This window comes from Bacillus ectoiniformans, from assembly GCF_016908875.1.
Classification (GTDB): Bacteria; Bacillota; Bacilli; order Bacillales; family Domibacillaceae; genus Bacillus_BX; species Bacillus_BX ectoiniformans.
In genome coordinates, this window is record NZ_JAFBES010000022.1 from 1 (window position 1) to 17175 (window position 17175).

The window sequence follows — 17175 nt, forward strand, 5'->3', positions numbered from 1 at the left end:
CTTTAAAGCCTCCCTATCTTTAAATGGCAAAAAACCCGTCAGGTTCAGGACAAAATGAGCTGTCAATTTCTGGTCATTATCAGGCGTCATTAACATTTTTCCCATCCATTCATAGTCAATTTCGAAAAAATTGATTTCTATTGTTCCACCGTTAACTTGAAAAGCCAAACTGGATGGTAAGAGTGTTACAGCTGTCGGGTGAAAGTTGATACCAATAGAAACATCTTTTGTATTTACTACTGGCTGTGAGTACCGCAATAAAAGTTTCTTATTATCTTTTAACCATCGCTCGACTAATACTTTTAATTGAAAAGTATTTATCTCCATATTAACATCCCCTTAAAACTTATTTACGTCTACAAGTTACATAACATTCTATTTAATTAGAACTACTTTTATCTTAAAGTATTCTCTCTTTAACAATGAACTAATTATAAACCAGAATTTAGCATTATAGACATTCTAAATATCGGAATGCTATTTTTAACGCTCTTAACTTGTTGGCTAATATCAATGGAATGTAATGAAATTTTTTCCCAATTATATCTACTTATAGTAAAATAGTACTTATTTCATTGTTTGGGAATAAATTCAATATGGTGGAGGATTATTACATGTTTGCTAACGTAATAGAAAAAAATAACGAAACTTACCGAGTCGTGTCAGAAGTTTTATCAGAAACAGCATTGGGAGATTTACTGCTGCAAAATCCCTATAATGCTTATGTTGTTATGAATGAAAGCTTAGAAGAAGGAGAAGATCCATTACTAACAACTTTCTTAGTACTTTATCATTCTAAATTTGAAAATAACGTTATCTTATACGATATATCACGCCAGAAACACACCACTATTACTACAGAGCTTTATTTTTTGAAACAAGGTTATCATGAACAAATAAATGTTGGAAGAGTAGACCGTTATCCAATACAACTTTACATAAGGGAAAACAAAAAATGAAAAAAATAATAAAATATCGAAATAAGCGAGGAAAACTTTTATATTGTCCGTGCCGGAAAGTGTTTTTGCATCACACACCCGAAGAGGAGATCCGACAAAAAGTACTTGCAATCTTAATCGAAGAGATGGGCATACCGGCCGACTCAATTGACACCGAGTACCCACTTAGTCAATTTAATCCTCAGCTAAAAACAAGAGCAGATATTATTGTATGGCAGCGGGATCGTATGGGAAATGAGAAACCCCTTTTGGTTTTAGAAGTGAAAGCGGCCCATATCCCTCTTACCGATCATGCTTTAGAACAAGTTCGAGACTATAATCAAACGATTCAAGCCAAGTATATTGGGACGACGAATGGAAATGAAACCTACCTATTTGAAGAGAAGGAGGGAGAACTCTTACCGCTTGCTGATGAATTTTATTCGTATAAGCGTCTTATCGAGGGACAGGTAACCTATATATCGTATCAGAAAATGAAGAGAATTCCCTATAATTTAACGACCTACGACCGTTATGTAAATTTTTTACGAAATGAAGGCTATATCGGTGAAGGGACACCTGAAAAATTACATCCGTTTATTGCCGAGCTTCAAAATTATCTATTGACTGGCCAAATTACTATTCAGGATCAGCAGATTTCGATTGTTGAAGATCTTGGGTGCGGGATATTTTCATTTGGTAATGCCGCTGGAGGAGCTTTTACAGGATACTATCGCAGTTTGATTCTGAAGGATTTGGACCGCCACCATAAAATTTATCGTATAGGTATTTTCGGTACAGCAGCAACTCAAAACGACCCGGTATTAGGTAACCGAAGCGGGAACACGACTCTAAATGTGGCTATTGAAGATATGGGGACGGGTTCTTTCGTTTTACAATTGAATATAGATCAATTTATTGTACATCAATTAGAGGATCAGACTTACCACATCTATCATAACGGTCGAAGAAACGGTTACAAGAACAGCGAAGTAATAGCCAAAGTTGAAAAGCATGGACCCTATTTAATTAAGCAGGATAAGATTTATTTAGGCTCTTTGCCGGCAAACAGAACGATCACCGAAAAAGATGCATCTTTGTTTATAAGTAATTTAATACTGTATGCCAATGTACATGAGAAACTTCGCAAAAAAAGGAAGAAGAAAAAACAGAAACGTATTTGTCCAAACAAGAGTAAGGTATAATCGATTGGTCAATTTTTGGGTTGACGATGCCATTCTTACAGTTTGACGACTGCCAGGTCAGCTGTCTATTTAAAAGCCAATTATAAATTTGAGCACTCATCAGGTGAGGCTACTCTTCTCCCTATAAAAAATCTTTAACGCAATACTAAAACACAGTAAATAATTAAGTATGAAGTTTAAAAATTAACCTTAGAAAAAAGTAAAAATTAATTATCGGAGTGAAGATATGAGTCCTAAAACTATGAAAGTTATAATTATATCCATGGTTGCTATTATCATTCTATTACTGTCCGGGATTGTTTACTTACTCCTTCCTTATCTTAATATTGAAAAGGAGAAAGTTGCTGAAGGAAATGAACCAGTTGCTTCAACTGCTGAAAGAGAAATCGGCGGACAAAATTCAGATACTATAAAGGCAGCCCTAGATGAAAATATGAATGAACAAGAAAAACAAAGTGAATTCATAGAAGAAGAATATACGTATCCGGAATCAAAACAAGATTATACAAATGATGAAAAAATTGAACCTATTGAGGGAGTCATGTATAAAGGTAAAGTTTATAACAAAAGCGGAGACATGCCCACCCTTGAAGAAAATGCTCCTAAATCTGAAGTCGATGAATATAGCTATGCTATTAGTCGTTTAAGACCAGTATTAGGTAAGCCAATTTATTTTGATGATTTAACACGCAACATCAATATTCCTGATGCACCTGAGCTATCAATTCAATATTTTTCAACTGATATCGTAGAGTACGAATTGGAAAGTTTGGGGGAAGGTGCAGAAATTAATTTCTTTTTCTCTAATTTATCAGATGATTATAACCTAGACGTTATGGTACAAGAATTATATGTAGACGGTCATTATATTGAAGAACCTTATTATTCATTAAGAGCTAAAGTTGGTCATGGGGATTCCTTTCAGGATGAGTCTATTAATATTTCTTCAGTGACACCATTTGCTGACGAACCAATTGGGTATTTTCCAGAATTTAAAGAAAGCATTGTAGGTCAATTTGTTGTAAATTATGAACAAGTAGAAAAAGATCTTAATCAGGAAGTTCCAACTACGATAAGAATTCCATTTGTGATTGATTTATAAAAATTAATGATACATATATTATTAGATAACTGTTGCATTTTCTCGTTGTTTAATGTTTTTGAATATCAACTTTCAAAAAATTGTTATTTATCAAATGCTTAACTTTTATAAGTCCTTCTAAATTGAGAAGGGCTTATTTTCATTTTTTAAAAATACTCTGCTGATGTTAAAAAATCATCTGTAAATATATTGAATTTAAGTAAGGGGAGAGGGGAGAGAAAAAAAGAGTAATTTATGAAGCCTTAACTTTGCGCTAAATTCCAATTTTGCGAACAATTAAATAAACAGAGACAACATTTGGTCGAGATAATTAATAAAAAGCACAACTTTCTTTCAAATCTACAATTAAGAAAATCAAACCTAATTTATATATTGTAAATTAATGAGGAAGAATAAGACATTCATACTCATCTAAGAATTGAAAAAGAAAGAAGTTAGGATCCTAATTCTTCCGCACTGATGTTTTTTGATTGAAAGTTCTGTAATATAGAAGGAAATAAAGTGTATATACGAGGATGATTTATAGTGTTGGACCAGTTAAGACATATTGACGGCATTACGATAATTGATACATCAGGAACAATATTATTTACCGTTAAATTTAACCCTAGGTTTCACGAAGAAATTGATGAGAATGAGAAGATTATCGGCCTAAACCTTTTTTCTGCTTTCCCTATACTTGATGAACGATCGAGCACCCTTTTTAAGGTAATGAAAACAGGAAAGCCGATTTATCGTGCAAAACAAAATATAGTCGATTTCAGAGGAATTGAAAAAGAAACCACAAACGTTTCGTTACCTATTAAAGCACATGGGAAAATTATCGGCTCGATAGAACTCTCAAAGGATATAAGCGATGAAGAGCGTCCGATCAATTCGGTTATAGAAATTGATTCAAGTTCATTTAATAGTAAGCAACTAAAAACGAAGATTCAGCCGGAGAGAGCCGTTTATTTTTTGGAAGATATCATAACCATAGATGAAGAAGTGAATCAATTAAAGGAATCTGTCAAGAAGTTTGCCAAAGGGGATTCGCCTGCTTTTATCTATGGAGAAACAGGGACAGGCAAAGAATTGTTTGCCCATTCGATACATAATGAGAGTGAACGATCTGCAAAACCTTTTATTACCCAGAATTGCGCTGCCCTTCCAGAGAGTTTAATTGAAAGTATCTTGTTTGGCACAAAAAGAGGCAGCTTTACAGGGGCAGAGGATAATCCTGGCTTGTTTGAATTGGCAGATGGCGGAACTCTTTTTCTTGACGAGATTAATTCGATGCCGATTCATTTGCAGGCAAAACTATTAAGGGTATTAGAAGATGACTGTGTCCGCAGGCTCGGAGATAAAATGGTAAAATCCGTTAATGTTCGTGTGATAACTGCTACTAACGTGCATCCGGCACAGTGTGTCCGGGATGGAAAGCTGCGCCAAGATCTTTATTACCGCCTTGGGGTTATGACATTGGCAATTCCTCCTTTACGAGAAAGAAGAGAGGATATAAGACTGTTAGTTGATTATTTTGTTAGTAAGTTTAATAAAAGCCATAAGAAGAACATTGTTCATATTTCAAGAGATTCACTAGATTTTTTGCTGAGTTATGATTGGCCGGGAAATGTCAGAGAGCTCGAAAATGTAATCGAATACGCGATCAATCAGGCAGATGCTTGTGATGATACATTACAATATCATCATTTAGAACAGCAAATTAAGCATTTAATGGGGATACAACAGTCTTTTGCCTCTACCAAACTAAAGCCATTAAAAGATGAGATTGCTAATCTCGAAAAAACAAGAATTGAACAGGCAATGATTCTAACAAGCGGAAATGTATCAAAATCTGCACGGCTGCTAGAAATCCCTAGACAAACATTACAAAGAAAAGTTAACCAATACGGAATAAACAACAGATTTACCTAAAATCATCATAGATAGGTGCCCAAAACTTAACAGCAAATTGCTCGAATTTGTACGATTTAATATATGCCTACCCATTTTATTGCAGGCAAAAATCCTTTTGTAAGGGGTTTTGCCTGCTTTTTCATTAAATTTCCCCTTTTTTAAAACTGGCATGAGTTTTGCATTTAATTTTGTAACGTTTAAAAGAAGGGGAGAAGAAAGAAGATGAAAATCGGGGTTTTAAAAGAAGTTAAGGATGGAGAAGCACGTGTTGTTTTAACGCCAAACGAAGTTACAGAACTGTCGTGTAAAGGCCACAAAGTATTGATAGAAAAAGATGCAGGACTTAAAGCAGGTTTTCCTGACCAATCTTACGTTGATGCCGGAGCAGTGATTATGCAGCAAGCGAAAGATATTTTTGATCAGTCCGATATGGTGGTGAAAGTAAAGGAAATTAGTTCGAAAGAATATTCACTTATTAAGCCGGGGCAAATTATTTTCTCATGTCTGCATCCTGCAGCAAACAAAGAAGAGGTTGATGTGCTGTTAGATAAGGAAGTAATTGCTATTACAGCGGAAGATACTCATCGTTTCGGATCTCCAAATTGTGAAGTGGCTGGAAAGCTAGGTGCCTTAATGGGAATCCAATATCTACTCTCAACAAACGGTGGATTGGGAAAATTAGTAGGTGGAGTCGGCGGTGTTCCCGGAATCCAAGCATTGGTGCTAGGAGGAGGAATCGTCGGAAAAAGCGCGGTTGATGTCCTAGCTTCATTAAGGGCACAGGTAAGGCTGCTAGACATTAATATCGGTGTTTTAAGAGAGGCTCAGTTTCTTTTTCCAAAGAATGTTACAACAGGATTTTCCAATCAAGAAACGATTAAAGAAGTCTTACCGAGTGTGGACCTTATCATCAACTGTGTGAAGTGGCCCAAACAGCGAACAGACCATCTGATTACAAGAGAGATGCTTGGTAAGATGCAAAAGGGCTCGGTGATTGTGGATATTAGTGCAGATGTTGGAGGGGCTATTGAAACCTATCGTCCAACAACGTTTAATGATCCGGTTTATACAGTGGATGGTGTGATCCATTACGGAGTTGATAATATACCAGGAGCCGTTCCGAACACGGCATCGATTGCGTATGCCGCATCTGTTTTCCCACATATACTAGCTATTGCTGAAAAAGGGGCTGAAAAAGCTTTGCTTGAAGATGAATATCTTCGAAAAGGACTTACTGCGTTTAAAGGCGTGTTAACCCATGAAGAAACAGGCACTATTCAAGATCGACAATGGGTGAATCCACAAGAGTTGTTAAAATAAATTCTATTTTTAGGGAGGGAAGCACATGGATTTAGGTATTCTATCACTTATTCCTGCAGCGGTTGCTATTATATTAGCATTTGTTACAAGAAACACCGTCTTTTCGCTTGCTGTCGCTTGTTTTATCGGAGTGCTTATAGCGGGTCAAGGACTATTAGGATTTCCTAACTTGATGAAAGAAGCATTAGGTACTACGAGCTTTTCATGGATTCTTTTACTGGAACTTTTTATAGGGGTGTTAATTGCATTTTTTCAACGTACCGGTGCTATTCAGCAATTTACACTTGTCATGGAGCGCAAGAAATTGAGCAGGGTTAAGACTCAGCTTTTTGCCTGGTTTTTAGGTATGTTCGTGTTCTTTAGTGATTACTTTAGCCCGTTATTTGTCGGATCGACCATGCGAAATTTGTCTGATAAAGCGAAAATTTCAAGAGAAAAGTTGTCTTATATAGCGGATTCGACTTCTGCACCTGTAAGCGTCATGGTTCCTATCACAGGATGGGCCGTGTTTATTTCAGGGTTATTGGTAGGAATGGGCACTATAAAAAGTCCGGATAAAAGCGATGGGAGTTTTTGTTCAATCCATCCCTTTTAACTTTTATGCCATATTATCAGTTCTATTTGTAGGATTAATTGCCATGAAAGTAATCCCTGATTTTGGGCCGATGAAGAAAGCGGAGGAACGTGCATTAAAGGAAGGAAAAGTATTGCGCGACGGAGCCGATCCATTAATGGGAGAGGAATTGACAGAAACCCCACCTTATGAGGGGATAAAACCTAATGTTTTCTTGAATTTTTTCTTGCCTGTTTTGATTGTCATCTCTATCGCAGTAGGTACGTTCATTGTGTTAGATTCAGCAAAAACAATGGAAGCATTTTTGGCTGCTTCCGTCATTTTAGGTATTATTATGCGAATTCAGGGAGTCCCTTTTAATGATATTATGAAAACGGCAACTGCTGGGATGAAGGGAGTTTTACCAGCCATTATCATTTTGGCGTTTGCCTATTCTTTGAATAAACTAACCGAAGACATTGGGACAGCTGATTACATTGTATCCGTCAGTGAAAATTGGTTAACTCCAAGCCTGCTGCCAGTCATTACCTTTATAATTGCGGCGATCATTGCTTTTGCTACAGGTTCTTCTTGGGGGACTTTTGCAATCGTCATGCCTTTAGCCGTTCCCCTTGCATTTAACTATACAGGGGATGAAGTAACGACAATTGTTTTAGCCACAATAGCAGCTGTAGGAGGCGGAGGTGTTTTTGGAGACCATTGCTCGCCTTTATCAGATACCACCGTTCTAGCCTCCACTGGTGCAGCCGCCGATCATATGGATCACGTCAAAACACAGATTCCATATGCGTTGACAGTAGCAGCAATTGCTTGTGTTTTTTATCTGATCGTTGGGATCGCTTTTGTTTAAAATTATTGAATTTTATGAGTCCTTCTAATTTAAGAAGGGCTTATTTTTATTTTCTATGAATACACTGCTGGAATAAAAACCATTCAAGTAGTTGCACGGTTGATACTTAAAAACATAAAAATATCTGAAAAGTAATATTTTTTAAACGGGGCTGCTTTATGGAGAAATAGAACCTTCATTTATTGAAGTGCCGGTCACTCATTAGGCAGTCAGAGAAGTGGAAGAGCATAAAAACACGGAGTCAAAAGATGTAATAGAGAATTTTGTTGAAGAGTTAAATGTAAAATTAATAAATGAAGCGGCTGTTAAAAGTCAGTAACCACTGACTTTTAACAGTATTTTTTTGAGAAAGATAAAAATGAAAAAAATAAAAGTTGAATTTCTTTAGGGTTGCTTCATTGAAAGGTTAACCCAGGAAAATATTTTTTGGAGGGCCTATAGATCGCTCAACATAAAGATTAACTTAGGAGGGGTACACTCATCACAGCGTAAAACAAAGGGCTTTCGGCTTTAGCCTTAGGAGCGATCCCTTTAATTTTCAAATAAAAAAATGTTATTATTCTACTTGGAATTGCCCCATCATTCCGGCGTCTTCATGCTCAAGAATGTGACAGTGATACATAAAGAGTCCCTTTTTATCAAAAGTAGCAATAGCCCTGACTTTTTCGCCAGGATAGACAAGAATAGTGTCCTTCCAACCTTTTTCATTATCAGGCGGGGCTTTGCCATCTCGGTCTAGAATTTGGAACTGAACCCCATGGGCGTGGAATGGATGACCCATGCCGCCCATCATCCCCATTCCTGTATCATTCGTTATTTCCCAAATTTCTGTATCGTTCAGGTTCAATTCTTCATCGATTCGATCCATATCCATTTGTTTACCATTAATATTAACGTTTCGGCCCATGCCTTGAAAGGTGAATTCACGGACTCTAACCGATTTTGACGGATCAATCTTTGGAATTACTGCCAGGTTATCCGGCACAGTAGCTTTCTTCCCTTTTTCATCCTTCACAATAAACTTCATAAAGGCTGTCCCCTGATCAGTCAGTTCGACTGCCTCACCTTTCTTAAGACTTGAAAAATCAACGAGTATTTCAGCACGTTCAGCCGGACTTAATACCAGTTTATTCATTTTTACAGGTTTCTCTAACAGTCCACCGTCACTTGCAATTTGGAAGAACTCCTGACCATTATTCAAACTGTATTCATAAATTCTGGCATTCGATCCATTCAGCAGCCGTAACCTCATCAAGCCTTTAGGAACCTCTAAATAAGGATTAATAACTCCATTTACAAGAATAGTGTCACCTTGAAGCCCCATCATAGTATCGTGCATGCTTAAATCATAGTTAAATTGGCCATCCTCATCTATTTGTTTGTCTTGAATGATTAATGGAACATCATTAACGCCGTACTCGTTAGGAATGTCCAATTTGTCTGATACTTCATCATCAATATAAAACAAGCCAGCTAATCCTTTATAGACATGTTCACCAGTTTTGTGCAGAAGGTGTGGGTGATACCATAATGTAGCCGCGGGCTGATCAATTTTAAACTGGGGATTCCATGTGGCTCCTGGTTTAATCCCGCTATGCGGACCACCGTCTTGTTCGCCATCTACCTCAAGCCCGTGCCAATGAACGGTTGTTGCTTCGTCCAGTTTATTTTGTACCTTCACTGATACCTCTTCACCTTTTTTTACACGAATGACAGGTCCTAAATAATCGCCATTATATCCAAAAGTATCAGTCTTTTTCCCTTTAATAAACTCCATCGTTGACTGCTGTGCTGTTAAACTGAACTCAGCTTTTGAAGGATCCGGATTTTCATCTTTTAAAAGTGGTGGAATCGGCAGAGGCTTTTCTTCCACAGAAAAACTTTCTTTTCTGGCATTTTCAGAAGCGTTATTTCCGTTCATCTTATGGCTAGGCATATTACCGCCCATCCCCATGTTCCTTACAAACAACCAGCCAATCACTAACGCTGCTGCAATTACACCAGCAGCTATAAGACCAACTTTTTTCAAAATATTTCAACCTCCATTTCATTTAAATGCAATAACTGCTGTCCAACAAAAGAATATTTTTTCTCAAGAATTACTATACCACGGTACGTATAGAAACATAAAAGCATTACATCTACTAGATATATATTTAAACGGAAAGACGAACTTAATGTCATTCTAAAAGATTAGCAGAAAGAACTTCTTCATCAGATAGACAGGAGATTTACTCTAACTAGAGCGGACTAGTCTTACTATGCTGAACATATAATCTAGTAAAAAGTGTTAAGGAGGGAGAACATGAATACTTCATTAATCATCATGCTTATTTGTTCTATTTTTCTACTATCAATGGTAATAATTGTCCCTTTAAAGAAAAAGGACCAGGTATCTCAAATGGCCGGAATGATGGCTGCTATGTCAGTGGGAATGACTCTAGGTTTACTGGCGGGGACGATTCTAGGAGTGATATTTAAGGGAGATCTATTCTTATCTACTGTATTAGGAATGTTAGCTGGTACGACAGTAGGAAGCATTGCTGGTGTTCCTTTTAACTCATATGCGATAGTAGATGGCGGACTATCCGGAGTGATGGGGGGGATGATGGGAGCCATGCTAGGGGAAATGATTGCTCCTGGACAAAGTGAATCGATAATAAAAATTATGTTTATCCTGTTTGTTTGCAGTCAATTAACAGTATTATATATTTTAACTGAAGGGAACGGGAAAGAAGCAAAAGGACGATATCTGAGGTTTTATAAAAACCCTGTGTTAATGGCTATTGGAGTATTAAGTTTCTTTTACCTATTTAACCAAATCCCTTCTGTATTTATCATTAACAATTCCCAAACAGGACAAGAAATCATAAATAGCCCTCATCATCAAGTGGGGGATCAAGAGATTATAATATCCGCTACCGACTATTCATTTGATCCTAGCTCACTTAATGTCAATTTACAACAAGAAGTCACTTTGAAATTAGTGAACGAAGGAAACGTTGAGCATGATCTAGAAATTATTGGTTTAAATGCTGAATTTATAACAAATAATGAGGTACATGAACATCAAACTAAACTAAATTCTACTGTTCATTTACATGCTAATGCTGGGGAGGAAACTAAGCTGACTTTTAAACCGTTAGAAATAGGGCAGTTTTCATTTTATTGTACTATTCCTGGACATAAAGAAGCAGGGATGGTAGGATCCATTAATATTCTATAATTTCCTAATTTAAAAAAGACAAATCCCTACCTTATATTAGGTAGGGGGTTGTTCAAAATATTACTTCATATTATATATAACATAAGACGTTACTTTATGGTTCTAACATAAGGGTCTTTGCAGCATTTTGATTCTATTCTTCTAAACGGTTATTCCTCCTCTAAGTCATCAATATATTTCTTCATTTCCGCTATTTCTTTTCGCTGAGCTTTAATGATATCATCTGCGAGTTTCCTTACACGGGGATCTTTAATCTCTGCTCTTTCACTCGTCAATATTGCAATAGAATGATGGGGAATCATGGCCTCCATATAATCCACTTCATCAACGAGAGTTTGGCTTCTTAGCAGATAGAGTGATAAAGCAAATACAACTGCGCTTCCAGCTATGATTCCGATATTCAATTTTCGGTTTTTTAACATGTGGGTCATAAACAGCATCATAATAACGGCCATGGTTGCTCCCATTAGTAGAGCCATATAAGCTCTTGTTTCACTGAAAAATATGTGATCCACTTTAAAAGTGCTCCAGTACTTAAAAATGAACATAATAATAGTGGACGTAACCACCATTCCGGCAAATTTCAAATAAGGTTTCATAGCTTACACTCCTTTATATAATTAGTTCTACTCTCTTGCATTCCCTGCATTTTTGCAGAAAGTATGCAAAACTAAATTTTTTCAAACTCCTTTTTTTATAGAGAAGTTTTAAGGAATTATAAGTATAGATGAATACCCAAATAATATTTGTTCATAATACCTATGTAAAGTTAATTCTAGGAGGTTGTTTACAAATGGGAATTCTATCTGCATCCCCGAAAGAAATGGACTATTGTATTGAATCATGTGAAAGATGTGCAAGAGCATGTTACGAATGTTCAACGGCATGTCTGAATGAATCCGATGTTCAAGCAAGAGTACACTGCCTGCAGATGCTGAATGATTGTGCAGAAATGTGTCTTCAGTCTGTTGCATTAATGGCTCGGAACAGCTCTATGGCAAAACAGCATTGTCAGCTTTGTGCAGAATTTTGCGATGCATGCGCAGTGGAATGTGACAAATTTAAGGATAAACATTGCCAGGAATGCGCAGAAGTTTGTCGTCAGTGTGCAGATGCATGCCGTAAAATGGCGGGTTAATCAGCCTATTTCTAAGGTTTTTCTTAGAAGAAAAGAAGCACAGCGATCAGGGATGATCGCTGTGCTTTTATTGGTGAAAGCCCTTAACCTTATCTATGGAGAACTTGAGGTTGAAGGTAAAGTGTATGATTTACCATTATAAGGAAAATAGAAGAAACACACACAAGCTTAAATTTAAGCTTGTGTGTGTTTAACCCCAATAAATGATAGTATCAAATATTCCTATAACAATCAGCAGAATTCCGGCTGACTTCTGTACGTAAGCTCCTGCTTTCCGGCTTTTTTTTAGAACTGAACCATTAAGCTCAAGGAACGTCATCGCAAGCAGAATTATAAGCAGAGGAATGGAAGTGGCAATTCCGAAAATAGACGGGAGAATGATTCCAGACGGGCTGGCGAGGACAACTGGCATCAACGAGACAAAGAATAAAACGAACATGGTAGGGCAGAAGGCGATTGAGAAACTCGCCCCCATGATAAAAGAGCCCATTTTACCTCTTCCCATTTTAATCGGAATACGTCCAAGGATTCTTTCAAGAAATTTTAGCTTAAAAGCACCTGCCAAAAACAATCCAATTAAAATAATCAGCGGTCCTACTATCTTTCTCATATAGGGAAAAAATAGGGTAGTTACCTCCTGAAATTCTGAACCGAACCACCACACAAGGAAACCCAGAAGCGAAAAAACGAAGACTTTGCCAAATAAAAAGGCAAAGATTTCTACCCACTCTGTCTTCGTTTGCATCGTTCTGTTCCCGTATATGGTGATAGCGCTGATATTGGCAGTCAATTGACATGGAGCCAAGGCACCAATTAATCCTAGAACAGCTGCGAAAACGAGAGGATAGTCCATGACACTGTTCAACATATTTAAAAAGGGATAACTTAATGTGTTGCTGATTTTTAAAAGAATTTCGTACATACTTTCACTGCCAATCGTTTAAGAGTTTTCTCTTAAATTAGAGATGTTTTTCCAGTTCTTCCCGTTATCCTCTGTTGTATAGATATCATTTTTATAAGTGACAATGGACCATTCCTGTTCATTTTTAGGGTTAGGGGCTATATACATGATCGGGTTGTCTTCTTCAAGAGACGGTGTAGGTACTGGTGTGACACTTCCTTCAGAAATATTCCATTCATGCAGTTGAATCATACCTCCTTGAATGCTTGCAAATAAACCTTTGCCTTCACTCATTGTCATTCCTGTTACCATGGAGGTGTTCGGTAATTTTTTGAAATTCTCTCCTTGATCTTGTGAAATGAAAACACCGTCTTTTCCAGCAATGGCTACGACATTCTCATTGGAAGGGTGGGCAGCGATACCTCCAATTGACTCCGAATCAAACCCGGTCATACTCATTTTCTTCCAAGCGTCCCCCTCATCTTCGGTTACATAAAAGCCTCGATTCAATTCGGAATTAGGCTGCTCATTGATCACGTAGATAACACCGGACTCGTATCCTGCTGCCAAGTAGTGAAAATCAGTTTCCCCATAGAAAGCCAGTTTTTTTAGTGTTCCACCCTGGTCGATACTTTTTACTAAACCAAGCGGGTTCTTTAAATCAGATCCTCTCTCTGGATGACCACTAGAGTAAAATCCATTTTTATACGGTTGAAACCCCATGTAATCATGCTTATTACTGTTTGCTTCGAGCCATTTTCCTTCCGAATATTTCATCAAGCCTTCATGAGTAGCGACGAAAAAATCCTCTTCATTGTTCGGATAGCCCGCCCCGTGAATGTGGTCAATTTGATTTCTTTCGACCTTTACAAATTCATATTCTTTCTCTGCAGACGAGCAGCCTGTAACGATAAGTATTAGTGCTGAAGTAATTGTCAGCCATTTTGTCTTCTTCATTATACTCCCTCAAATCCATTAAATTTTCCATTGATAACCGATGCCCCATACGGTGGTCAAATGCTTTTCAATTGGAATGTTGACTCTTTTCAATTTATCCCTTAGGTTCCTGATATGGGAATCCACGGTTCGAATGTCCGTGCTTGCATTGATATCCCAAGCGATGGAAAGCAGTTGTTCTCTCGTATAAACTCTCTCGGGGTGTTTCATTAAAGTTTCGAGAAGCAGAAACTCTTTCAATGTCAAAGAAAGAGAGAGATCTTTATACTCTAAAGAGTAGGCCTCCGTACTCAATCGAAATTCTCCTCTGACAATCGCATTATTCTGTTCTTGATTTTGAGATTCTTGTCTTCTCAATAAGGCATGGACACGCGCTGCCAAAATATCTTCATCGAAAGGTTTGGTGATATAGTCGTCTGCGCCGACGTCCAGTCCATTAATGACATCCTCTTTATCACTTCTTGCGGTGAGCATGATGATGGGAACATTCGAGAATTCCCTGATCTTCATGCAGGTTTTCCATCCGTCGATTTCTGGCATCATGACATCAAGCAGAACGAGATCTATCCTTTCTTTTTTCAATGCAAGAATCGCATCATATCCGCCTGAAACTTTTAAACAGTCATAGCCTTTGGGTTCTAGATATAATTCCAGCAGATTCAGCATCCTAGTCTCATCATCTACGATTAAAATGGTTGGCAAGGAATTCACCTCTTTATAAAAGTATTTGCACCGTTGTACCCTTTGTTTCCACACTCTCAATAGTCACCGTACCGCCATGGGCCTCTACTAATTCCTTTACAATTGAAAGGCCGAGGCCGGATCCGCCATTTCCGCGAGATCGTGATTTTTCTACCCGATATAGTCGTTTAAAAATATTTTGAAGCTCGCTTTCTGGTATCCCGACCCCTTGATCGGAGACTGTGATTTTGACTTTTCCACCCTCCTCAGAGCTTACATCTATTCTCACAACGGTATTTTCCTCAGAATATTTTAAAGCATTGTCCAACAGATTGAGGATGACTTGTTCCAAACGAATGGGATCGGCAAAAAAAGCATGTAACTTTTTCGGACAAGTGGTTTGAAGAGTGATGTTCTTCCGATCGAAAGCTGGTGCAACTTTTGCAGCGAGATCCTGTATAAGAGGACATAACTCAATCTCTTGTTTCATGATCGTGAAGTTATTCTGATCGATCTTTGCCAGCTCAAAAAGGTTTTCAATCAGATGAACGATTCGTACAGATTCATCCTGGATGATTTTTAGGTACTCGCGTCTTTTCTCTTCGGAAAGGTCTTCCCGGAGGGCAACAGTGGTATAGCCCTGAATATAAGTTAATGGCGTTCGCAATTCATGTGAAACGCTGGCTAAAAATTCGAGCCGGTCATTCTGGATGCTTTCAAGATCATTTGCAAGTTTTTGAATGGAGTTAGAAAGCTCTCCAAGTTCATCTTTGCCTAAATCAGGAAGCTTCACCTGAAAGCGACCATTACTAAGGTCTTCTGTAGCTTCTTTCATCTTGATGAGAGGGCTTGTCAGAATTCTTGACAATAGAAAATAAATGACGGCGATGATCGCTAAACTCAGGATTCCAGCCAATAAAAAATGATAGTTCAGCTTTTCGATCAACGAGCGTAAAGGTTTTGTGTATTTAAACATATACACAAAACCTTCTTCCGCACCTGTGTTGTACTTTGTAACGGTAGCAAGATAGTTCATTTCTTTCCAATTGGATTCAATCAGTAATCCACCTCTGGAAATTTCAGAAGAATGGTCGCTGATTAAATTTATCATACCGCCAGATACATCTTTTGAACTGGCAATGACGTTTTTATTTTCGTCTGTGATGACCACCTCAGTGTCTGTTTTAGATTCCATCAAGGCTATATGACTCAATGTACCTTTTGTAAAACTATCCTCCAGTACATCCCGGTGACTGTTGCCTCGTGAAAGAATCGCTTGAAATTCATCCTGGATCCTTGAATCAATCATACTATTATAGAGGTATACCATTAGGAGGGATTCCATAATCAATACAGCTAAAAGGAAATACATCGCAAGTTTTGTAGAAATTTTATTCATTGAAAATCTCCTTCTTTAAATGACTATTTTATTGTACACGATAAATTTGAAGAAAGTTTGCAGGAAAAATGATATTCAGGAAAAGAGCGAGTGAAAAACATTAATCAGGGGAACCAGTGTTAAAATATTTAAAAATGCCAGTAGTAGAATTGATAGATTAGCTTTTTTAGTTCTTAAAAAATTTGTTTCTTCCTACATAAATTTTGCATATTTTCCTGGAATACTAAGAGTTAAAGAGGAGGAAGAAAGATGAAAAAATTCATAGTGTTAATCACCGCATTACTTTCCATTACCATAGCTGGATGTGGTGCTAACAATCAAAATAACCAAGGAAGTTCAGACAGCAGCAAACCGAAAGAAAATCAACAGGAAGGCCAAGGTCAAAGCCCTTCCAAAGAACACAATGAACATGAGGGAATGGAACACTCAGGATCTAGTGAAATTCCTGAAGGGATGAAAGAAGCTCAGAACCCTAAATACGAAGTTGGAAGCACAGTCATAGTAGCAGAAGGTCATATGCCTGGTATGAAAGGAGCAGAAGCAACAGTTGTGAATGCCTATGATACGACGGTTTACAGAGTATCCTATGATCCTGTATCAGGCGGTGACAGAGTTGAAAAACATGAATGGGTTGTACATGAAGAACTCAAGGAAACTGATGAGAAACCATTTAAGCCAGGAAGTGAGGTAACGATTGAAGCTGAACATATGGAAGGTATGCAAGGTGCATCTGCTGTAGTAGATACCGCAGAACAAAAGACAGTCTATGTCATCGATTTTACCCTTACAGACGGAAGTGAAAAGGTAATGAACCATTTATGGGTAACGGAGGAAGAGTTGTCTCCGATAGAATAATATAGTTTAAGCATCTGCATAGGTTTGCGGATGCTTTTTCGTTCGCCCAGCATGGGCGAACTCTAACGGGTGAAAGTCCCGAGTACGACCTGGTAGCGGTAAGTACATAGCCAAAAGCAAGGGTGTCCAT

Annotated in this window: 18 protein-coding genes; 11 read left to right on the forward strand and 7 right to left on the reverse strand. The window is 37.7% G+C overall.

The features are described 5' to 3' along the window. The coding region (locus JOC78_RS16895; RefSeq protein WP_204558422.1) for a hypothetical protein at positions 1-327 on the reverse strand (327 nt) is incomplete at its 3' end. A 287-nt stretch (positions 328-614) separates the two neighbouring features. Here JOC78_RS16895 and JOC78_RS16900 point away from each other — a divergent pair. The 7 genes from JOC78_RS16900 to JOC78_RS17570 all read left to right on the forward strand — a co-directional run bounded on the left by JOC78_RS16900 (position 615) and on the right by JOC78_RS17570 (position 7888). Next, a complete protein-coding gene (locus tag JOC78_RS16900; protein WP_204558423.1) occupies positions 615-959 on the forward strand; it encodes a hypothetical protein in 345 nt (114 codons plus the stop codon). Then, a complete protein-coding gene (locus JOC78_RS16905) occupies positions 956-2143 on the forward strand; it encodes a type I restriction enzyme HsdR N-terminal domain-containing protein (RefSeq protein ID WP_204558425.1) in 1188 nt (395 codons plus the stop codon). The genes JOC78_RS16900 and JOC78_RS16905 overlap by 4 nt, the downstream gene beginning before the upstream one ends. A 226-nt stretch (positions 2144-2369) precedes the next feature. Next, complete coding sequence (locus JOC78_RS16910) at positions 2370-3245, forward strand: hypothetical protein (protein WP_204558427.1); 876 nt, start codon at positions 2370-2372, stop codon at positions 3243-3245. Between the two features lie 525 nt (positions 3246-3770). Further along, on the forward strand, positions 3771-5162 hold the full coding sequence (locus tag JOC78_RS16915) for a sigma-54 interaction domain-containing protein (protein ID WP_338023227.1): 1392 nt from the start codon (positions 3771-3773) through the stop codon (positions 5160-5162). 204 nt (positions 5163-5366) lie between these two features. Further along, positions 5367-6464 carry an alanine dehydrogenase gene (locus JOC78_RS16920; RefSeq protein ID WP_204558429.1) on the forward strand — a complete coding sequence of 366 codons (1098 nt, stop codon included), beginning with the start codon at positions 5367-5369 and terminating at the stop codon, positions 6462-6464. Between the two features lie 25 nt (positions 6465-6489). Further along, positions 6490-7059 carry a hypothetical protein gene (locus tag JOC78_RS17565; protein WP_239587253.1) on the forward strand — a complete coding sequence of 190 codons (570 nt, stop codon included), beginning with the start codon at positions 6490-6492 and terminating at the stop codon, positions 7057-7059. Continuing rightward, positions 7028-7888 (forward strand): Na+/H+ antiporter NhaC family protein, encoded by an 861-nt coding sequence (locus JOC78_RS17570; protein WP_239587254.1) that lies wholly within the window; start codon positions 7028-7030, stop codon positions 7886-7888. Before JOC78_RS17565 ends, JOC78_RS17570 begins: the two co-directional genes overlap by 32 nt. A 556-nt stretch (positions 7889-8444) precedes the next feature. Here the strand turns inward: JOC78_RS17570 and JOC78_RS16930 are convergent. Next, positions 8445-9917: a multicopper oxidase family protein gene (locus JOC78_RS16930; RefSeq protein ID WP_239587255.1), complete on the reverse strand. Its 1473-nt coding sequence runs from the start codon at positions 9915-9917 to the stop codon at positions 8445-8447. 276 nt (positions 9918-10193) lie between these two features. On the opposite strand from JOC78_RS16930, the gene JOC78_RS16935 reads away from it, so the two are divergent. Continuing rightward, positions 10194-11114, forward strand: a complete 921-nt coding sequence (locus JOC78_RS16935) for a cupredoxin domain-containing protein (RefSeq protein ID WP_204558431.1) — start codon at positions 10194-10196, stop codon at positions 11112-11114. A 149-nt stretch (positions 11115-11263) separates the two neighbouring features. Here the strand turns inward: JOC78_RS16935 and JOC78_RS16940 are convergent, their stop codons facing one another. Next, positions 11264-11713, reverse strand: coding sequence for a DUF305 domain-containing protein (locus tag JOC78_RS16940; protein ID WP_204558433.1), 450 nt, complete (start codon positions 11711-11713; stop codon positions 11264-11266). Between the two features lie 224 nt (positions 11714-11937). Between JOC78_RS16940 and JOC78_RS17770 the strand changes: the two genes are divergently transcribed. After that, positions 11938-12252 carry a four-helix bundle copper-binding protein gene (locus tag JOC78_RS17770; protein WP_338023228.1) on the forward strand — a complete coding sequence of 105 codons (315 nt, stop codon included), beginning with the start codon at positions 11938-11940 and terminating at the stop codon, positions 12250-12252. Beyond that, entirely contained in the window at positions 12149-12394 is a 246-nt protein-coding gene (locus JOC78_RS17775) for a hypothetical protein (protein ID WP_204558454.1), read from the forward strand. The genes JOC78_RS17770 and JOC78_RS17775 overlap by 104 nt, the downstream gene beginning before the upstream one ends. Before the next feature lie 48 nt (positions 12395-12442). Here JOC78_RS17775 and JOC78_RS16955 read toward each other — a convergent pair whose 3' ends face one another. The 4 genes from JOC78_RS16955 to JOC78_RS16970 are packed head-to-tail and all read right to left on the reverse strand — an operon-like array spanning position 12443 to position 16190. Further along, complete coding sequence (locus tag JOC78_RS16955) at positions 12443-13174, reverse strand: urease accessory protein UreH domain-containing protein (RefSeq protein WP_204558437.1); 732 nt, start codon at positions 13172-13174, stop codon at positions 12443-12445. Positions 13175-13192: 18 nt separating this feature from the next. Beyond that, entirely contained in the window at positions 13193-14110 is a 918-nt protein-coding gene (locus JOC78_RS16960; protein ID WP_204558439.1) for a F510_1955 family glycosylhydrolase, read from the reverse strand. A gap of 18 nt (positions 14111-14128) precedes the next feature. Then, a complete protein-coding gene (locus JOC78_RS16965) occupies positions 14129-14812 on the reverse strand; it encodes a response regulator transcription factor (protein WP_204558441.1) in 684 nt (227 codons plus the stop codon). Between the two features lie 13 nt (positions 14813-14825). Further along, positions 14826-16190 (reverse strand): sensor histidine kinase, encoded by a 1365-nt coding sequence (locus tag JOC78_RS16970; RefSeq protein WP_204558443.1) that lies wholly within the window; start codon positions 16188-16190, stop codon positions 14826-14828. 249 nt (positions 16191-16439) lie between these two features. Here JOC78_RS16970 and JOC78_RS16975 point away from each other — a divergent pair, with 249 nt between their 5' ends. Continuing rightward, positions 16440-17045, forward strand: coding sequence for a YdhK family protein (locus JOC78_RS16975; protein WP_204558445.1), 606 nt, complete (start codon positions 16440-16442; stop codon positions 17043-17045). The last annotated feature ends 130 nt before the right edge of the window (positions 17046-17175 follow it).

Excerpts from the sequence above, each read along its gene's own strand:
- JOC78_RS16900 (WP_204558423.1), top strand. The coding sequence starts at position 615 with ATGTTTGCTAACGTAATAGAAAAAAATAACGAAACTTACCGAGTCGTG.
- JOC78_RS16905 (WP_204558425.1), top strand. The coding sequence starts at position 956 with ATGAAAAAAATAATAAAATATCGAAATAAGCGAGGAAAACTTTTATAT.
- JOC78_RS16910 (WP_204558427.1), top strand. The coding sequence starts at position 2,370 with ATGAGTCCTAAAACTATGAAAGTTATAATTATATCCATGGTTGCTATT.
- JOC78_RS16920 (WP_204558429.1), top strand. The coding sequence starts at position 5,367 with ATGAAAATCGGGGTTTTAAAAGAAGTTAAGGATGGAGAAGCACGTGTT.
- JOC78_RS17565 (WP_239587253.1), top strand. The coding sequence starts at position 6,490 with ATGGATTTAGGTATTCTATCACTTATTCCTGCAGCGGTTGCTATTATA.
- JOC78_RS17570 (WP_239587254.1), top strand. The coding sequence starts at position 7,028 with ATGGGAGTTTTTGTTCAATCCATCCCTTTTAACTTTTATGCCATATTA.
- JOC78_RS16935 (WP_204558431.1), top strand. The coding sequence starts at position 10,194 with ATGAATACTTCATTAATCATCATGCTTATTTGTTCTATTTTTCTACTA.
- JOC78_RS16940 (WP_204558433.1), bottom strand. The coding sequence starts at position 11,713 with ATGAAACCTTATTTGAAATTTGCCGGAATGGTGGTTACGTCCACTATT.
- JOC78_RS17770 (WP_338023228.1), top strand. The coding sequence starts at position 11,938 with ATGGACTATTGTATTGAATCATGTGAAAGATGTGCAAGAGCATGTTAC.
- JOC78_RS17775 (WP_204558454.1), top strand. The coding sequence starts at position 12,149 with ATGCATGCGCAGTGGAATGTGACAAATTTAAGGATAAACATTGCCAGG.
- JOC78_RS16955 (WP_204558437.1), bottom strand. The coding sequence starts at position 13,174 with ATGTACGAAATTCTTTTAAAAATCAGCAACACATTAAGTTATCCCTTT.
- JOC78_RS16960 (WP_204558439.1), bottom strand. The coding sequence starts at position 14,110 with ATGAAGAAGACAAAATGGCTGACAATTACTTCAGCACTAATACTTATC.
- JOC78_RS16970 (WP_204558443.1), bottom strand. The coding sequence starts at position 16,190 with ATGAATAAAATTTCTACAAAACTTGCGATGTATTTCCTTTTAGCTGTA.
- JOC78_RS16975 (WP_204558445.1), top strand. The coding sequence starts at position 16,440 with ATGAAAAAATTCATAGTGTTAATCACCGCATTACTTTCCATTACCATA.